This is a genomic window from Pseudomonas chlororaphis (assembly GCA_001023535.1).
Classification (GTDB): domain Bacteria; phylum Pseudomonadota; class Gammaproteobacteria; order Pseudomonadales; family Pseudomonadaceae; genus Aquipseudomonas; species Aquipseudomonas chlororaphis_E.
On record CP011020.1, the window covers coordinates 4,331,050 to 4,348,616 of the forward strand.

General features: G+C 64.0%; 12 protein-coding genes. 1 reads left to right on the plus strand and 11 read right to left on the minus strand.

Annotated features, from left to right (window positions below; all coding sequences use genetic code 11):
* Positions 1–20: 20 nt before the first annotated feature.
* The 10 genes from VM99_19025 to VM99_19070 all read right to left on the minus strand — a co-directional run bounded on the left by VM99_19025 (position 21) and on the right by VM99_19070 (position 16,631).
* Positions 21–2,180, minus strand: a complete 2,160-nt coding sequence (locus VM99_19025; protein AKK00060.1) for a glycogen debranching protein — start codon at positions 2,178–2,180, stop codon at positions 21–23.
* A 215-nt stretch (positions 2,181–2,395) separates the two neighbouring features.
* Positions 2,396–2,731: a hypothetical protein gene (locus VM99_19030; GenBank protein AKK00061.1), complete on the minus strand. Its 336-nt coding sequence runs from the start codon at positions 2,729–2,731 to the stop codon at positions 2,396–2,398.
* Between the two features lie 18 nt (positions 2,732–2,749).
* Positions 2,750–5,536: a maltooligosyl trehalose synthase gene (locus VM99_19035; protein AKK00062.1), complete on the minus strand. Its 2,787-nt coding sequence runs from the start codon at positions 5,534–5,536 to the stop codon at positions 2,750–2,752.
* A complete protein-coding gene (locus tag VM99_19040) occupies positions 5,533–7,611 on the minus strand; it encodes a 4-alpha-glucanotransferase (protein ID AKK00063.1) in 2,079 nt (692 codons plus the stop codon). The genes VM99_19035 and VM99_19040 overlap by 4 nt, the downstream gene beginning before the upstream one ends.
* The gene (locus VM99_19045) at positions 7,608–9,410 is read right to left on the minus strand and encodes a malto-oligosyltrehalose trehalohydrolase (protein ID AKK00064.1); all 1,803 of its coding nucleotides are present in this window, start codon (positions 9,408–9,410) and stop codon (positions 7,608–7,610) included. Before VM99_19045 ends, VM99_19040 begins: the two co-directional genes overlap by 4 nt.
* 7 nt (positions 9,411–9,417) lie before the next feature.
* Positions 9,418–10,989, minus strand: a complete 1,572-nt coding sequence (locus tag VM99_19050) for a glycogen synthase (GenBank protein AKK00065.1) — start codon at positions 10,987–10,989, stop codon at positions 9,418–9,420.
* Between the two features lie 857 nt (positions 10,990–11,846).
* Entirely contained in the window at positions 11,847–12,809 is a 963-nt protein-coding gene (locus VM99_19055) for a 2-hydroxyacid dehydrogenase (GenBank protein ID AKK00066.1), read from the minus strand.
* Between the two features lie 11 nt (positions 12,810–12,820).
* A complete protein-coding gene (locus VM99_19060; GenBank protein ID AKK00067.1) occupies positions 12,821–13,852 on the minus strand; it encodes an alpha/beta hydrolase in 1,032 nt (343 codons plus the stop codon).
* A 100-nt stretch (positions 13,853–13,952) separates the two neighbouring features.
* Positions 13,953–14,399, minus strand: coding sequence for a metal-binding protein (locus VM99_19065; protein ID AKK00068.1), 447 nt, complete (start codon positions 14,397–14,399; stop codon positions 13,953–13,955).
* A gap of 237 nt (positions 14,400–14,636) precedes the next feature.
* Positions 14,637–16,631 carry a chemotaxis protein gene (locus VM99_19070; protein ID AKK00069.1) on the minus strand — a complete coding sequence of 665 codons (1,995 nt, stop codon included), beginning with the start codon at positions 16,629–16,631 and terminating at the stop codon, positions 14,637–14,639.
* 256 nt (positions 16,632–16,887) lie between these two features.
* Between VM99_19070 and VM99_19075 the strand changes: the two genes are divergently transcribed.
* A complete protein-coding gene (locus VM99_19075; protein ID AKK00070.1) occupies positions 16,888–17,076 on the plus strand; it encodes a hypothetical protein in 189 nt (62 codons plus the stop codon).
* Between the two features lie 9 nt (positions 17,077–17,085).
* Here VM99_19075 and VM99_19080 read toward each other — a convergent pair whose 3' ends face one another.
* Positions 17,086–17,466: a fe2+ zn2+ uptake regulation protein gene (locus tag VM99_19080; GenBank protein AKK00071.1), complete on the minus strand. Its 381-nt coding sequence runs from the start codon at positions 17,464–17,466 to the stop codon at positions 17,086–17,088.
* Between the last annotated feature and the right edge of the window lie 101 nt (positions 17,467–17,567).

A 17,567-nucleotide genomic window follows, 5' to 3' on the forward strand; every position in this document is an offset into this window, starting at 1 on the left:
CAATGGCTTAACTCCAATAGTTAATCTTCTTCCTCACGTTGCAGCTCGAACAACAGCAGCGAGCGCCCAGTCACCGAGTATTCGGACTCGAACTCGAACCGTTCCTGGCCACGCACGGTGGGCTGGTTGGTGTCGACCAGGCACGTCCAGAAACTGCCTTCAGGCACTTCAGGCAGGCGGAAGTTGACGATGTCGTGGTGCGCATTGACCACCAACAGCAACGTCGCATCGCCGCCTTTGCGCCGGATCCCGGTTTCCTGGGCGCGACCGTCCATCAACATGCCCAGGCACCGACCGTGGCTGTCCTGCCATTGCTCGACGGTCATTTCGTTGCCATCGGGTGCCAGCCAGGTCACGTCCTTGACGCCGATGTCCTCGTTGTAATTGCCCACCAGGAACCGTCCGCGCCGCAGGATCGGGTAGGCCAGACGCAACTTGATCAAGCGCTTGACGAACTTGAGCAGCGCCGCGCCGTCCTCGCTCAGATCCCAGTTGACCCAACCGATCTCGCTGTCCTGGCAGTAAGCATTGTTATTGCCGTGCTGGGTGCGGGCGAACTCGTCCCCGGCGACGATCATCGGCGTGCCCTGGGCAAACAGCAGCGTGGCGAAGAAGTTGCGCATCTGCCGATGGCGCAGCGCGTTGATCTGCGGATCGTCCGTCGGCCCTTCGACGCCATGGTTCCAGGACAGGTTGTTGTTGCTGCCGTCCTGGTTATTCTCGTCGTTGGCCTCGTTGTGCTTGTCGTTGTACGACACCAGGTCATTGAGGGTAAAACCGTCGTGGGCAGTGACGAAGTTCACCGAGGCGTAAGGGCGTCGGCCCCGCTGGTTGAACATCTCGCCGGACGCGGTCATGCGGCTGGCAAAGTCGGCCAGTTGGCCGTCGTCGCCTTTCCAGAAGGCGCGCACGGTGTCGCGGAACTTGTCGTTCCATTCCATCCAACCGGGCGGGAACCCCCCGACCTGATAGCCACCGGGGCCGCAGTCCCAGGGCTCGGCGATCATCTTCACCTGGCGCAGCACCGGGTCCTGTCGGCAGGCGACGAGGAAGCTGTGGCGCTCATCGAAGCCATCGTGGTAGCGGCCGAGAATGGTGGCCAGGTCGAAGCGGAAGCCGTCGACGTGCATTTCCGTGGCCCAGTAGCGCAGGGAGTCGGTGACCATCTGCAAGACGCACGGATGGCTCAGGTCCAGGGTGTTGCCGGTGCCGGAGTCGTTGATGTAGTAGCGCTTGTCGTCAGGCATCAGCCGGTAGTACGAAGCGTTGTCGATGCCGCGCATGGACAGGGTCGGGCCTTGTTCGTTGCCTTCGGCAGTGTGGTTGTAGACCACGTCGAGGATGACTTCGAGGTTGGCTTCATGCAGGTGCGCGACCATCTCCTTGAACTCGGCGATCTTGCCGCTGGCCAGGTAGCGCGGGTCCGGGGCGAAGAAGGCGATGCTGTTATAGCCCCAGTAGTTGGTCATGCCCTTGTGCAGCAGGTGCTGGTCGTTGACGAAACCGTGGATCGGCAACAGTTCGACCGACGACACGCCGAGCTTGCGGATGTGTTCGAGCACGTCGTCGACCATCAACCCGGCGAAGGTGCCGCGCAGGTTCTCCGGCACCGAGGGATGGCGCATGCTGATGCCGCGCACGTGGGTCTCGTACAGGATGGTCTTGTCCCATGGCACGCTGACGCGGTGGTCGTGGCCCCAGGTGTGCGCCGGGTCGATGACCTTGCACTTGGGCACGAAGGGCGCGCTGTCGCGCTCATCGAAGCTGAGGTCGCCGTCAGGGTGGCCGATGGTGTAGCCGAACAGTGCCTCGGACCACTTCAGCTCACCCACCAATTGCTTGGCGTACGGGTCGATCAGCAGCTTGTTGGGGTTGAAACGATGGCCGTTCTCCGGGTCGTACGGGCCATAGACCCGATAGCCGTAGATCAGGCCGGGGTGGGCGTCGGGCAGATAGCCGTGGTAAATCTCGTCGGTGTACTCCGGCAGCTCGATGCGTTCGAGTTCGACTTCTCCGGCATCGTCGAAAATGCACAGCTCGACTTTGGTGGCGTTGGCCGAAAACAGCGCGAAATTGACCCCGAGGCCATCCCAGGTCGCACCAAGCGGAAAAGGCAGCCCTTCACGAATCCGCGAAGCCTCGATAACAGGCGGCGGCGTGGTTTTTTTTGGACGGGTCATAGTTGCTCCTGCAAAAGACAGACAGTTACGGCAAAGCGATCGGTTCAAGGTCCGTTGATTCAAGGGTCGTCCCGGGCGCACGACCCCTGGGGCGAGGAAGATTCATCCCCACCGAGGCGCAACGCGGCCCGGGCCTGGGCTGCTGAGCAGCCCAGCGAGAGCAGGCTCCCTCGCCACAGTGGTACATCAACAGGCGCACTGCGTGAGCGTTGTGATTACACCGCCGGAGGCTTGCGGGCCGCCCGTGGTTTTTTCTCGGCCGGTTTTTCAATCGCCGAGTTGGCTGCCGCAGGTTTGGCGGCGGGCTTGGCCTTGGGGGCAGCGGCCTTCGGTGCCGGCTTGGCCGCGGGTTTGGCGGCAAGCTTGGCGCCGTCGGCCTTGGCAGCAGGAGCCTTGCCTGCGGCCTTGGGCGGTTTGCTCGGGGCCAGGGCTTCGGCTTCCGCCAGTTTGCGCGCCATCTCCCAGTGGCGTTTTTCGTGCCCGGTAGGCTTACCTTCGGACTCCCAGATCTGGTAGGCGAATTCGCGAATACGTTTATCGTCGGTACTCATCGCAGTGCTCCTGACAACTCAAGATTGGATAAAGACATTGACCGGGAAATCCCCCAGCGCGGCGCTGACCATCAGCTCCCCTTGGGGTGTGACTGCTGTGCTTGAAAAAAGTCCCTTCAGTTTTCCCTCCTGGGTGGCGAACGGTAATGACACGCGGGTATCGCCCCAGTCCGAGGCGGCCACCTGCGGCTGCGCACTGTTTTCCAGCAAGCGGGCAGCATGGATCGGCACCACGACGACCGCCCGTTGCTGCCCGTGCTCGCGCATGAACGCCAGCACCCGGCGGGCTTGCTCGCCAACCACTTCCAGCGGTTGGTAGCGGCCTTGCTGGAACAACTGCGGGCATTGGGCGCGCAGGGCCAGCGTCCTGGCGATGAGCGCCTGTTTGACCCGGCCATTGCGCCAGTCGCGCAGCAACCTCGCCGGCGTGCTGTCGGCCTGTAGTCCTTCGCGACGCGCCTGGAAATCCACCGGGCGCCGGTTGTCCGGGTCCACCAGGCTGAAATCCCAGAACTCGTTGCCTTGGTACAAGTCCGGCACGCCGGGCACGGTCATGCGCAGCAAGGTTTGCGCCAGGCTGTTGAGCGCCCCCGCTGGCGCGATGGCCTGGACTGCCTCGGCGATGGCACTGCGCAGCGGCAGCCCTTCATCGCCCAGCAACAGGCGTTCGAGAAACAACTGGGTCGCTTGCTCATAGGCGTCGTTGACCGCCGCCCAACTGCTTTGCAGCTTGGCTTCGCGCAGGGCCTTGCGCTGCCACTGCCAGAGGCGTTCGTTGTACTCGGCCAAGGCCTTGTGGTCCTGGATGTCCAGGTCCAGCGGCCAGCTCCCCAACAGCGCCTGGTACAGGATCAGTTCATCGCCAGCCGAAGGCGACGCCGGATCGCTGTGCAGCGAGGGCGCGAGGATGCGCCATTGCTCCACGCTGGCGGTGTACCAGTCGGCGCGTTCACTGAGCACGGCCAGCCTGGCGCGGGTGTCTTCGCCACGCTTGTGGTCGTGGGTCGCGGTGGTCATCAGGTTGTCGGGGAAATGCTCGAGCCGCTCAAGGCAAGCGTTGTGGAATGCCTGGGGCGGGGCGCTGAACAGTTCGGTGTTGTAGCCCACATCGTTACGCGACAACAGCACGGCCGAGCGGTACAGCGCGGTGTCTTCCACGGCTTTGGCGGCGGCCGGCGAGGTCAGTTGCTGGAAGCGCACACAGGCATGGCGCAGGCGCTTGCGCTGGGGGCCGCGGGGGCGTTGGCGCCAGGGCATGCCACCGAGCCAGCCGGCCAGGCAATCGAGCACTGGCCAATCGGCTTCGCTGAGGGTTTGCCGGGCGCCTTCCAGGGCCTGGTTGAAAAACGCCTCGTCTTCGGTCGAGCGTCCCAAAGGGCTGATGTAGGTGCGGTACACCGGGAAATGCACGATCAGTTCCTGCAACGCCCGGCGAATCGCGCCCAGGGTCAGGTCGCGGGTCATCACGTCGTCCCGCGCCACTTGCAGCAGGGCCTGGGCGACGCTTTCGAAGTCCCCGGCGAGGGAGCCGTTGAGGATCTGCTGGCGGGCCAGCCGGGCTTCCTCGATGAAGTGCGCCGGTCGCTCGCTCTGGCGGCTCCAGAACTCGGCAAGCGGTTCAGCACCGGCCGGGTCGTGTTGCAGCAGCGAGATCTGGTTCATGAACTCGTAGCCGGTGCTGCCGTCGACGTTCCAGTCCCGACGCAAGGTCTCGCCGTCGCCAAGGATCTTCTCGATGAAGATCGGCAGGTGCCGCGACGGGGACAGGGCATCGAGTCGCCGGCGCAGCTTGCGGCTGTAGCCTCGTGGATCGGCCAGCCCATCGATGTGATCGATGCGCAGGCCATCCACCAGGCCTTCGCCAATCAGCTGGAAGATCTTCGCATGGGTCGCTTCGAACACGGCCGGGCGCTCGACCCGCAACCCACCCAGTTCGTTGACATCGAAAAACCGTCGCCAGTTGATGTCATCCGCGGCCGTGCGCCAGCTGGCGAGCCGGTAGCTCTGGCGTTCCAGCAGTTGGTGCAGGCGCTCGAAGCCTTCCGGTTGGGTGCAATCGTAGTTGCGCAGGTTGTCCTCGATGGCGGCGAGGATATCCGGAGCTGTCGCCAGTTCGCGCAATTGCACCTGTAGCGGGCGGGCGAGGGTGTGGGCGTCGGTCTGGTAGTTCAGCGTGGTGAAGCGTTCGGCCAGCGCCTTGAGGGCTTCGGCCCGTTCGCCAGGCAGGTCGTCGGTGGGCTTGAGCAACTCGCCATAGTGCATCGGGCAGATGGGGAAATGGTGCTCGTAGTGTTCGACATAGAAGCTGCCTTGCGCGGCATTGAAGCGCAGTTGCAGGGTGCCTTCCTGCAAGGCAACGCCATAGTCGCTGCCCAGGAATGGCAGCAGCAACTGGCCTTCCAGCAATGGGTCGGGAGAGTGCCACTGGATGTCGAAGAATTCGCCATACGGGCTCAGGCGCCCCCATTCCAGCAGGTCCAGCCACCAGGGGTTGTCGTTGCCACCGACCGCCATGTGGTTGGAGACGATGTCGAGGATCAGCCCCATCCGGTGCTCGCGAAGGGTCGCCACCAGGCGTCGCAAGGCGTCCTCGCCGCCCAGTTCCGGGTTGACCAGGGTCGGGTCGACCACGTCGTAGCCGTGCATGGAGCCGGCACGGGCCTTGAGTAGCGGGGAGGCATAGATATGGCTGATGCCCAGCGCGGCGAAGTACGGTACCTGTGCGACGGCATCGTCCAGGGTGAAGCCTTTATGAAATTGCAGGCGAATGGTCGCCCGCAGTGGTTGGATCGTAGGCAGATTCATCGGTCACGCTCGTTCGCCTGGAGTCGCGCACAGGCAAGTATTTCCAGGCGCCGGGCGGCGTCCGGGTGATCCAGCAACGCCTGGCTGTCGTGGGCCAGGCGGCGGCGCCAATTGGGATGGGTATCGATGGTGCCGGGTAGGTTGGCCTGCTCTTCGATACCCAGGGCATCTTCGAGTGGCAACAGCACCAGCGGCGCACGGGTGTGGCCGAGAAAGCGCACGCTGGCGTCCAGCACCTGGTCGGTCTCGCGGTGTTCTTCGCGAAAGTTCTGTGGGTCCTGGTTCAGCACGCTGCGCAGGCCTTCGCGTTCACGTTCACGGTGCTTGCGCCAGTCTATTTCCGTGTGGGAGTCGATCAGGTCCAGCCGCGCATTCCAATCGATGTCGTGCCCGTGCCACCAACCATTGAGGGTCGGCAGGTCATGGGTGCTGGTGGTCGCCAGCGCGTTGTCCGGCCAGTCGAGGATCGGCTTGAAGTGGGTGTTGTCCTGTTCGAACAACAGCACGCGCATGCCCAGGATCGACCGGGCGCTGAGTTTTTCCCGCAGGCCGTCCGGCACGGTGCCGAGGTCTTCGCCGAGCACGATGGCCTGGTGACGGTGGGATTCGAGTGCCAGCAGGCGCAGCAGGTCGTCCACCGGGTAATACAGATAGGCGCCGTCCGAAGGCGGGGCGTCATTGGGGATCACCCACAGGCGTTGCAGGCCCATGACGTGGTCGATGCGCAAGCCACCGGCGTGGGCGAAGTTGGCCCGCAGCATCTCGATGAATGCGCGAAAACCGTTGCGCACCAGCCCTTCGGGGGAGAACGCCGAGATTCCCCAGCCCTGGCCGGAGCGGTTGAGAATGTCGGGCGGTGCGCCCACGGTCAGCGAGGCGAGCAATTCATCCTGACGGCTCCAGGCCTGGCTGCCGGCTCCGTCGGCCCCCACCGCGAGGTCGGCGATCAGGCCAATGCCCATGCCACTGGATTTGGCGGCGCTCTGGGCGCGCTCCAGGCAGCGGGCGATCAGCCATTGGCAAAAGGCATAGAAACCGATTTCATCGGCGTTTTCTTCGGCGAAATGCGCCAGCACGGCGCTGCGCGGGTTGCGCCATTCCTCCGGCCACTGCCGCCAGTCGAGGCTTTCGCCGCGGGCGGCGCGTTCGGCCTGCAAGGCTTCGAAGCGACAGTGGTTTTCCAGGGCCTCGCCGCTGGCGTGGCGGAAACTGCTGAAGTCTTCGTGCAAGGGGTGTTCGCCCTGGCTGAAACCGTCGTACAGCGCCCGCAGGACCTTCTGCTTGGCCTCGGCCGCCACCGGCCAGTCGACCAGGGGTTGGTCTTCCAGCTTTTGCAGTTGGTTGGCAAGGCCCGTTGCATCGATGGCGGTGCGCAGGGCGCGCTCGCCCAGGATGGTGCCTGGCGCCGCGTACAAACTGTTGAGAAACAACCGGCTGGACGGCGAATAAGGGCTGTAGCGACCCGTGTCGCTGCTGAACATCGCGTGCATCGGACTGATGGCGATGGCCTCGGCACCGCGCTCGCCGGCCACCCGTGCCAGGTCTTCCAGGGCCTGGGTGTCACCGAAACCGCCGTCACCGGGGCGCCGTAGCGCATACAGTTGGGCACTCAGGCCCCAGGTCCGTGGCGTTGGATCGTTTACCGCATCGGCGACGCTGTAGCAGCGCGCCGGCGCGACCGCCAGGGTGAAGTGCTGCCCGTCGATGCTGACGTGCTGGTACCCCACCGGCAGCATGCCCGGCAGCCTGGCGTCGGCGTCGAGCTTGAGGTTCAGCGTGGCGCCATCCTCCTGGCGGATCTCGCAGGGGGTGCCGGCCTCGAAGTAACGACTCAAGTCGACACTGACCCCGACATCGGCCGTGAGCAGCGGTGGCAATTGATGGTTCTGTTGTTCCTGCTGCAATTGCAGCAGGCTGGCGTCGATTTCCTGGGCACTGCCGGCGGGGTGGCCGAGGCCCGTCAGGACCGAGCGCAAGACGGCGGGCGAGACTTTCTGGGCCCGGCCGTTGGCATCGATCCAATCCACCGCGAGGCCCGCCCGGCCAGCGAGGATTTCCAGTTGCGCATCGCTCATGGGCGCTCTCCAGTGATGGTGGGCAACGGGGCCGCCTGTGTCAGGCTGACCAGCGCGCTGCAGGGCGCAAGGTGGCCCTGTTGCAACAGACCCATGGCGTGGGGCGGATGTTCGAAAAGAATGCGTGGGTCCTCGGCGGCGGTATGCGCCACCGGCTCGGCGCTGAGGTTGAGGTCGATGCGCAGCACACTGCCGTCGCCCAACTGCCAGCGGGCACTGACGGCGCCCGGGCCGAGCACGTCCGTTTCCAGCGCGTGGGCGCCGGGCAGGCGTGGGACGATTTCTTCGCGCCGGATCTTCAGCAGGCTGCGATACAGCGTCTCGCGGGCCAGTTGTTCCGGTTCATGGGCCTCCAGGTTCGGGCGCGAGGCTTCGAAGGTGGTGGCCGCGTTGGGATCGGGAATCCGCTCGCGCTGTTGCGGGTCGGCGAAGGCGCTGAAGGCCTTGAACTCATTGCGTCGGCCTTCACGCACCAATTGCGCCAGTTCGCCGTGATGACTGGTGAAGAACAGGAAGGGCTGTGGTGCAATCACTTCATCGCCCATGAACAGCAGCGGAATCATCGGCGAGAGCAGCAACAGGACCGTCGCAGCTTGCAAGGCCTGGGGCGGGGCCAGTTGATGCAGGCGCTCACCGAGGGCGCGGTTGCCGATCTGGTCGTGGTTCTGCAGGAACAGCACGAACGCGCTGGGCGGCAGGTGCCCGCTGGGTTCGCCTCGTGGCTCACCGTGGCGGTTGATGTGGCCCTGGAAGACGAAACCCTGGCTCAGGCAGCGTGCCAATTGTTCGGTGGGCTGCTCGGCGTAGTCGGCGTAATAGGCGTCGGTCTCGCCGGTCAGTAACACGTGCAAGGCATTGTGGCCGTCGTCGTTCCACTGGGCATCGTAGCCTTGCTCCAGCAGGCTGGCCTGGTTGTGCTCGTTTTCCACGGTCAGCCAGACGTGCCGGGTCGGGTCCACTTGTTCGCGCACCCGCGCCGCGAGCTCCTGGAGAAAATCCGGGTCTTCGATGGCGTGCACGGCGTCGAGGCGCAGGCCGTCAAAACGGTATTCCAGCAACCACATGAGCGCGTTGTCGATGAAGAAGTCCCGGACTTCGCGGCGGCGAAAATCGATCGCCGCGCCCCAAGGCGTGTGTTTGTCTTCGCGAAAGAACCCCTTGGCATAGCGGTGCAGGTAATTGCCGTCGGGACCGAAGTGGTTGTAGACCACGTCGAGAATCACCGCCAGACCGTGGCCATGGGCGCTGTCGATCAGGTGCTTGAGCTGCTCCGGCGTGCCGTAGGAGGCTTGTGGCGCGTAGGGCAGGACGCCGTCGTAGCCCCAGTTGCGGTCGCCGGGAAACTGCGCCAGCGGCATCAGTTCGATGGCGGTGACCCCGAGCCCGGCCAGGCGCGCCAGGTGCTGCTCGACCCCCTCGAAACCACCGAGGGCGCCAACGTGCAGTTCGTAGATGACGGCGTCGTACCAGGGCCGGCCGGACCAGTGGGTGTGGCGCCATTGGTAGGCATGGGGGTCGACCACCACGCTGTGGCGGTCGATATCGCCGGCCTGGGCGCGGGAGGCCGGGTCCGGCACCTCCAGCTCGCCGTCGATGTTGAAGCGGTAGCGGGTGCCGGCGGGGCAACGGGTCTGGATCATGAACCAGCCGTCGGCCTGGGGCAGCAGGGGGATTGAATCTCCAGAGTCGAATTCGACACTGACAAAAAAAGCATCCGGTGCCCAGAGGGCGAAGCGGGTGTGCTCGTTATCGAGCATCACCGCGCCGTGGGTCCATGTATCAGGCGTCCTTGACGACATCGTTACCTCATTGTCTGGCCGATTTACCCAGTGATTTAGCCACCAGCTGTTCGTAGAGTTCGGCGTAGGGCTCCACCGCCTTGCTCCAGTTGAAAGGTGCCGACATGGCCCGGCAACGCATGGCATTGAGCAGATCAGGGAATTCGAAGACCTTGAAGGCCCGGCTCAGGGCCTCCTTGTAGCTGTCGACGGTGGACTCGTCGAACAGGAAACCGGTGACGCCGTCCTCGATGGTGTCCGCCAGCCCGCCGGTGTTGCGTGCCACCGGCAGCGAGCCGAAGCGCTGCGCGTACATCTGGCTCAGGCCGCAAGGCTCGTAGCGCGACGGCATCAGCAAAAAGTCGCTGCCGGCGAACATCCGCCGCGCATCGGTTTCGTTGAAGCCGATGCGCACGCCGATCCGGCCGGGGAAACGCAGCGCCAGTTCGCGCATGGCTTGTTCTTCCTCCGGCTCGCCACGGCCGATGATCGCGATCTGGCCGCCCGACTCGACGATAAACTCGGCGACCGCCTCGGTCAGGTCCAGGCCTTTCTGGTACACCAGGCGCGAGACCACGGCGAACAGCGGCCCGGTGCAATCGTCCAGGCCGAACAGCTCGCGTACATGGGCGGCGTTGACGGCCTTGCCTTCCCAGTCGCCGATGGCGAACTGGCGGAACAGGTGCGAGTCGGTCGCCGCGTCCCAGCTTTCGTCAATGCCGTTGGGGATGCCGCTGAGCAGGCCCTGCTGGGTCTTGGCCGCCAGGAAGCCATCGAGCCCGCAACCGAAGGTGGGGGTGGTGATTTCCTGGGCATAGGTGGCGCTGACGGTGGTGATGTGGCTGGAGTAGGCCATGCCCGCCTTGAGGAACGACAGCTTGCCGTAGAACTCCATGCCTTCCTGTTGCAAGGCGTGTTCGGGAATGCCCAGCTCCGGGCAGCACGCCAGGCTCACCACGCCCTGGTAGGCCAGGTTGTGAATGGTGAACAGGGTGGGGGTCCGTTGGCCGCGCCAGTGCATGTAGGCCGGCGCCAGTCCAGCCGGCCAATCGTGGGCATGGACCAGGTCGGGGCACCAGTGGATCTGGGCGAGGTTGGCGGCGATGTCGGCGGCCGCCAGGCCCAGGCGGGCGAAGCGAATGTGGTTGTCCGGCCAGTCGCGACCGTTGTTGGCGCCATAGGGCGAGCCTTCGCGGGCATACAGCTCGGGGCAAATCAGGACGTAGATCACCAAGCCGTCGGCCATGTCCATGCGGCCGATCTTGCACGGCGGCAGCGCGGCGTGGCCGCCCAGTTCGCCGATGATGTGGATCGGATTGCCGCTGTTCATCACCTGCGGATAGCCGGGAATCAGTACCCGCACATCATGCAGGCCAGCCATGGCCCGGGGCAGCGCCGAAGACACGTCGCCCAACCCGCCGGTTTTCACCAGGTCGGCGATTTCCGACGTGACGAACAAGACCTTCTTGCGATTGGGGTTGTGGCGAACGACGGGGAGCAGTGCCTTGCCGCCGGTGGCGAGCACCGGAGCCGTCGGCGAATCGGCCGCCGGCGGTAATTGAGAACGGACCTGTTGTGGTTCCAAGGCAGCACTGATCATAAATCTCTCCTGTTTTCTCGATCTGTTTCCGGCATGCGCCAGAGCTGTTGTTACATTGGCCGAATCCTGCGGCCAGGCGCACAAGCGCTACGCAAGGTAAGCAAAGCGCTGCCCAATGCGGCGAAGCGAATCAGGTGGGAGGGCCGTTGCAAGGACTGCACCAGCCGCTGTTACCCTTCCATTACCCTGACCTGTCGCCGTTGCGAAAAGTTTCGACTTTTTTTCGTCTGGATGATCGGTCGGTATTACCCCCGGTTCGCGAGTCTAGGTCAGAAGCTAGAGCGCTGCGGTGCGCTTCGTCGAATTGTCCGACAATCACGTTTTTTGTCGGCAATGTCTTACACGACAGCGCGAAAGACGCGCCGACGAAGTGCATGTTTCTGAAATCAAAACCGTGTACAGGGCATGCCGTGTTTTATAGCGGCGCGCGATGGGATGGCGTCGCGCACCATTAAGGGGCGTGAGCGATAGAGGCTTTTTGATGGCCTGTGTGCTATTGAAAAACTACAGGTGAATGACAGGCTGGGATGGAATGTGGGAACAGGATTGGCCGTGCCCGACCCGGGCCACTTGTGGGAGCGGGCTTGCCCGCGAAAGCGGTCTGTCTGGGGCGGTGATGTTGGCTGGGATGGCGTCTTCGCGGGCAAGCCCGCTCCCACAAGGATCGTTGCCAGGTGGGGGGGTTGTGGACATGCCCCATTCAATTGTGGGAGCGGGCTTGCCCGCGAAAGCGGTCTGTCTGGGGCGGTGATGTTGACTGGGATGGCGTCTTCGCGGGCAAGCCCGCTCCCACAGGGGTCCTTGGCCAGGCGCCGGTTTTGTGGACATGCGCCATTGAATTGTGGGAGCGGGTGTGGTCAGGGGGTGGCGGTCAGTAGGCGGATGGGTTGGCCGGCGGCCCAGGCCAGGAGGTCTTCGATCATCAGGGAATAGAAGAGCTGGTAGTTCTGTTGCGTGACGTAGCCCACATGCGGGGTGGCCAGTACGTTGTCCAGGGTTCGGAACGGGTGGTCGGCGGGCAGGGGTTCCTGGGCGAAGACGTCGAGGGCGGCGCCGGCCAGGCGTTTGTGCCGGAGGGCATCGATCAACGCGGCTTCATCGACGATCGGCCCGCGGGCGGTGTTGACCAGCAAGGCAGAGGGTTTCATCCAGCCCAAGGCCTGGGCATCCACCAGGCCGCGACTGCGTTCGCCGAGCACCAGGTGGACCGACAGGATGTCGGCCTGCTCGAACAGCGCCTGCTTACTCACATAGGTCACGCCTGCTTCGGCGGCGCGTTCGGCCGTGAGATTCTGGCTCCAGGCGATCACCCGCATGCCGAACACCTGGCCGAACTGCGCCACCCGCGTGCCGATGCTGCCCAGGCCGAGGATCCCCAAGGTCTTGCCGTGCAGGTCGCCACCGAGGCCTTGCTGCCACAAACCGGCGCGCAGGGCATTGGCTTCCTGCACCAGGTTTCGGGTCAGGGCCATGATCAACGTCCAGGTCAGTTCGGGTGCCGCATGCTTGTAGCTTTGCGTGCCACACACCTGGATGCCCAGCCTGGCAGCGGCTTCAAGGTCGAGGGCGGCGTTGCGCATGCCGCCGGTGAGCAACAGCTTGAGACGGGGCAGGCGCTGCAACAGGTCTTCATCGAAGGTGGTGCGCTCGCGCATCACGCAGATCACTTCGAAGCACTGCAAACGCTCGACAAGGGTGTCGCGGTCAGCGGGGTAGTCATGGACAAAGGTCACGTGGCCCACGGCGTCCAACGGCGACCAGTCGACCACGTCCCGCGCCACGTCTTGCCAATCGTCGATGACTGCTATTTGCACCGCCATGGAACACCTCGTCAGGGAATGGGTTTGTCCAGCCAGCCGAGCAAGGCCTTGTGGAAGCGCTCCGGCTCTTCCATTTGCGGCGCGTGCCCCAGGTTGGGGAACTCCACCAGGGTCGACTGGGGGATCAACTGTGCAACCTGTTTGCCCAATACCTCATAGCGGCCCAACCTGGCCTTCACGGCGGGTGGCGCGATGTCGCTGCCGATGGCCGTGGTGTCGGCGGTGCCGATCAGCAGCAGGGTGGGGACGCGCAGGTCCTTGAACTCGTAGTAGACCGGCTGGGTGAAGATCATGTCGTAGATCAGCGCCGAGTTCCACGCCACTTGCGTATGCCCCGGCCCTTTGTTCAAGCCGGCGAGCATGTCCACCCAGCGATCGAACTCAGGCTTCCAGCGCCCTGCGTAATAGGTCTTGCGTTCGTAATCGCGGATGCCGTCGGCACTGAGCTTGAGCTCGCGCTGGTACCACTGGTCGACGCTACGGTAGGGCACGCCGAGGGCTTTCCAGTCCTCCAGGCCAATGGGGTTGACCAGCGCCAGGCGCTCGACCTGATCGGGAAACTGCAAGGCATAGCGGGTGGCGAGCATGCCACCGGTGGAGTGGCCCAGCACCGTGGCTTTCTGCACGCCGAGGGTCTTGAGCAGGGCCTGGGTATTGCTCGCCAACTGTTGGAAACTGTACTGGTAATGGTCGGGTTTGCTCGAGGTGCAGAAACCGATCTGGTCCGGCGCGATCACCCGGTAGCCTTGCTCGCTGAGGGTCTTGATCGAGTCGCCCCACGTGGCGGCGCAGAAGTTCTTGCCATGCATCAGCACCACCGTGTGGCCATTGACCTTGCCCTGGGCCGGTACGTCCATGTAGCCCATCTGCAAGGCCTTGCCCTGGGACTGGAAGGCGAAGTGCTTGAGCGTGTAGGGGTAGTCGAAGCCTTCCAGTTGCGCGCCGTAGGCCGGGCCTTGCGACAGGTTGGCGGCCTGGGCGAACCAGGGCAGCGAGGCAGTCAGGAACAGGCTCGGCAGCCAGCGAGCGGTAGAACGCGACATGGTCAATCTCCTTGGGGACCGCCGCCGATCCTGGGGCGGTCCGATTATGGCGACATTAACCACAGGCAACCAAACCGCTCGAACGTTCCACCGCGCGCCGTCAATGGGCCGGGTAATCCGCCACCACGGTTTGCGTGCCGTCCTTCTTCAGGCCGATCACTTGGTAGGCATCGCTCATGCCGTCCATTTCCATGCCGGGCGAACCCATGGGCATGCCGGGCGCGGCGACACCGAGCAAGTCATCGCGCTTGCTCAACGCCAGTACCTGCTCGGCCGGGACATGACCCTCGACGAATTTGCCGTTGATCTCGGCGGTGTGGCACGAGCGCAGGTTGGGCGCCACGCCCAGGCGTTGCTTGACCGAAGCCATGTCGGCTTCGACATGGTCATTGACCTTGAAACCGTTGTCTTGCAGGTGCGAAATCCACTTTTTGCAGCAGCCGCAGTTGGCATCGCGGTGCACGTCGATGGTGACCGGTTCGGCGGCCTGGGCCAGGGTGGTCAGGAACAAGGCGCTCAGGGCGAGCAGGTGCAGGGGCTTGGCCATGGAGGGGCTCTCATGTCGAACGATTGGGCGGCAGGATAGCAGAGTAGCGAGGCAGAGCTGACAGGGGGCTGAAGCGCAGATGACAGAATTGTCAGGCGGGACTGAGGATGGGGGCGTCAGCCATACCCTGTGGGAGCCGAGCTTGCTCGCGATAACGGCAGGCCAGCCAACATGATTGTCGACTGACATACCGCTATCGCGAAAGCTCGGCTTCCACGGAGGTTATGGCCGTAGCCGTTAGCGCACCTTGAATCGACCCATGATCGCATTCACCCGGCTGTTGGCGTCCAGCAGTTGTCGGGTGTTGTTTTCACTGGCCAGGCCGCTTTCCACCAGTTCCTCCACCATGTGGCGGATCTGCACCATGCTGCGGTTGATCTCCTCGGTCACCGCGCTTTGCTGTTCGGCGGCGGTGGCGATCTGGGTGCTCAGGCTGTTGATCTGGCTGACGGAACCGGCCATTTCGTCCAGGCCCGAGTTGACTCGGGAAGTCGCATCGGCGGCCGACTGACAACTGGCCTGGGTGTTTTCCATCGCCTGCACCGAAGAGCTTACGCCCTGGGTCAGCCGGGTCAGCATTTCGTTGATCTCCGAGGTGCTGGCCTGGGTACGGGCGGCGAGGGCGCGGACCTCGTCGGCCACCACGGCAAAGCCGCGACCCTGCTCGCCGGCCCGTGCGGCCTCGATGGCGGCGTTGAGGGCCAGCAGGTTGGTCTGCCCGGCAATGGCGCCGATCACGCCGAGGATCTCGGTGATGCGCTGGGCATCCTGCTGCATGCTTTCGACCTTGCGGGTCGCGCTGGACACTTCGTCGATCAGCGCCACGACGCTGTTGGACGCCTCGCCGACGACCACGCGAGAGCGATCGGCGTGCTCGTTGGCGCGCTGGGTGAACGCGGCGGTCTCGGCGGCGTTCTGCGCCACGCTTTCGGCCGTGGAGCTCATCTCGGTAATGGCGGTCACGGTCTGGTCGGTTTCCGAGGCGTGGCGCATCAGGATCTCGCTGGTGTGGGCCGAGGTCCGTTGCAGGTTCTCAAGGCTGGAGGCCATGGCGCCGGTGGCCTGGGTGACTTCGCCAATCATGTTCTGCAGGTAGGCGATGAAGCCGTTGACCGAATGCCCGATAGCGCCCAGTTCATCTTCGGCGCGAATGGTGATGCGTCGGGTCAGGTCGGCATCGCCCGTGGACAAGGCGTCGATGTTGCCCTTGAGGATCTTCATGCGGTTGGTCAGTTGACGGATCGCGTACAACTGCATCAGCACCAGCAGGATCACCATCGGGATTTGCAGCAGGCTCAGCGTGTTCAACACATCGTCGCGCTGGGCGGTGATCAGGCGGGTCGGCAATGCGGTCGCCAGGAACCACGGCGAGCCTTCGATGGGGCGCATGAAAAAGGTGCTGGCCACGCCGTTGTTGTCGAACTCGATCCGTTGCAGCGGCTGGTCACGGTGGGCCAGGCCGGCCTGGACCTGGGCGGCGAAGGGCGAGCTGGCGGCCAGTTCGCTGATGTTCTTCAGGACGATCGGCCCGTTGATGCGCGAACTGTTGCTGATGATTTTGCCGTCGCCTTCGACGATCAGCATCTCGGCGCTCAGGTCGGCTTCCTTGCGCGCCACCAGCTCGTTGAAGAAGCCCAGGGTCACGTCGATGGTCGACACGCCATAGGGCACGCCGTTTTTCTGGATGGCCATGGCGCAGTTGGTGCGTGGCTCGGCGCTGGCGTCGTCCTTGTAGGCCGCGGCCCAGGCGCACTTGCCCGCCGGGGTGGCCATACCGCCCTTGTGCCAGGGTTGCTCGTAGTAGTTCGGCGCGGCGTCACTGTTCCAGAAGGTATTGACCACTAGCTTGCCGGAGGCATCGCGGTGCCAGAACGTACTGAACTTGCTGCGCCCCTCGGCGCGCTGGTTCGGCAGCGGCCAGATCCCGCCGCCAAACACTTTCAGCTCGCCGTACTGGTCCACCAGCCCTGGCAGCACTTTGTCGATGGCGTCGCTGTCGAGCAGTGGAATGGTCTGGGTGATGCTGCGCTGCTGGGCCTGCACCTTGTTCAATTCGCCCTGGATCTGCTGGGCGACTTCGCCAATGCGGTTGAGGACCACCTGTTCTTCGGTATGGCGCAGCTTGGGCGCGACCAGGTAACTGATGCCCACGACCGTCAGGATCGACAGCACCAGGATGAATAGAACCAGGAACAGCGTGTAGCGAGCCTGAATCGTTCGGAATGCGGGCATGGGGGTGGTTCCTTGCACGGAGGCGTCTTTCAAGAACAGTTGGGATGAACGTACCAACTTGTATCGGCGCGCCTCGCCCAAGCTTGAATGCCGTGCATCGGCGGTGTCGTGGGCCCTGGCAGCAAGTGATCGCCCGTAGGCGAACAGGCAGGTTGGCCTGTACCATGGGCCGCCCGTGCGCTGCCCGTCATCGCTCGATCCGGTGTCACCCCGGCAGGCCCCGGGCTACAGAACGGCAACATTCAGGAAATTGGCAATGACTCATTCACAACGCTTGAAGTACTCGATTCTGATCGTCCTCGTGGTCCTGGCGATCATGCTGGGCCTGTCCTGGATGCAGGGCAAAGGCATGATCAGCGAGCAGCTGTTTCAATACATCGCCATTGCCGTGGCGGTCATCGTGGTGGTGATCAACGGTGTGATGCGGCGCAAGGTCAAGCCCTGACCCCAGGCGTCACTCACCGGCCTCGATCACGGCCATGGCCTTGGGGTGCAGGCAGTAGCTCTTGTCGGGGTTGAGGACGATGACCCCCTCGCTGCACAGGCGCTTCAACACCTCGCGAACACTGAGAAAGGACAACGGAATGTCCAGCCCCAGCAACTGGCTGTGTACACCCCGCACGCCCAGGCCGTGATTGTCCTCGGCCGCCTTGAGCAGCGCGTCGATGACCTTGAGGCGAATCAGGCTGGTCCTCAGCCCGAAGCTCTTGAGCAGGCGCCGGATGTGTTCATTGCCGCCGCGCTCGGCGGGCCTGGCGAAGACGGTGTGGGGGACGGCCAGCGAAACGCCGGTCGGTCGTGGCTTGCCCTCCATGGGCAGTTGCGCGTTACGCATGCAGAAACTCCTTACCAGCCTGTTCAGAAAAGGTCACGGATACTCTCCTGTAATAGGACGAACGAGGGCGGGCAATCATGAAGGGCGGGATGTGAAAAATT

Bases quoted from the DNA above. Each gene is read 5' to 3' on its own strand.
- VM99_19075 (AKK00070.1), top strand. From the start codon at position 16,888: ATGACTCATTCACAACGCTTGAAGTACTCGATTCTGATCGTCCTCGTG.
- VM99_19040 (AKK00063.1), bottom strand. From the start codon at position 7,611: ATGAGCGATGCGCAACTGGAAATCCTCGCTGGCCGGGCGGGCCTCGCG.
- VM99_19050 (AKK00065.1), bottom strand. From the start codon at position 10,989: ATGATCAGTGCTGCCTTGGAACCACAACAGGTCCGTTCTCAATTACCG.
- VM99_19025 (AKK00060.1), bottom strand. From the start codon at position 2,180: ATGACCCGTCCAAAAAAAACCACGCCGCCGCCTGTTATCGAGGCTTCG.
- VM99_19035 (AKK00062.1), bottom strand. From the start codon at position 5,536: ATGAATCTGCCTACGATCCAACCACTGCGGGCGACCATTCGCCTGCAA.
- VM99_19080 (AKK00071.1), bottom strand. From the start codon at position 17,466: ATGCGTAACGCGCAACTGCCCATGGAGGGCAAGCCACGACCGACCGGC.
- VM99_19070 (AKK00069.1), bottom strand. From the start codon at position 16,631: ATGCCCGCATTCCGAACGATTCAGGCTCGCTACACGCTGTTCCTGGTT.
- VM99_19045 (AKK00064.1), bottom strand. From the start codon at position 9,410: ATGTCGTCAAGGACGCCTGATACATGGACCCACGGCGCGGTGATGCTC.
- VM99_19065 (AKK00068.1), bottom strand. From the start codon at position 14,399: ATGGCCAAGCCCCTGCACCTGCTCGCCCTGAGCGCCTTGTTCCTGACC.
- VM99_19055 (AKK00066.1), bottom strand. From the start codon at position 12,809: ATGGCGGTGCAAATAGCAGTCATCGACGATTGGCAAGACGTGGCGCGG.
- VM99_19060 (AKK00067.1), bottom strand. From the start codon at position 13,852: ATGTCGCGTTCTACCGCTCGCTGGCTGCCGAGCCTGTTCCTGACTGCC.
- VM99_19030 (AKK00061.1), bottom strand. From the start codon at position 2,731: ATGAGTACCGACGATAAACGTATTCGCGAATTCGCCTACCAGATCTGG.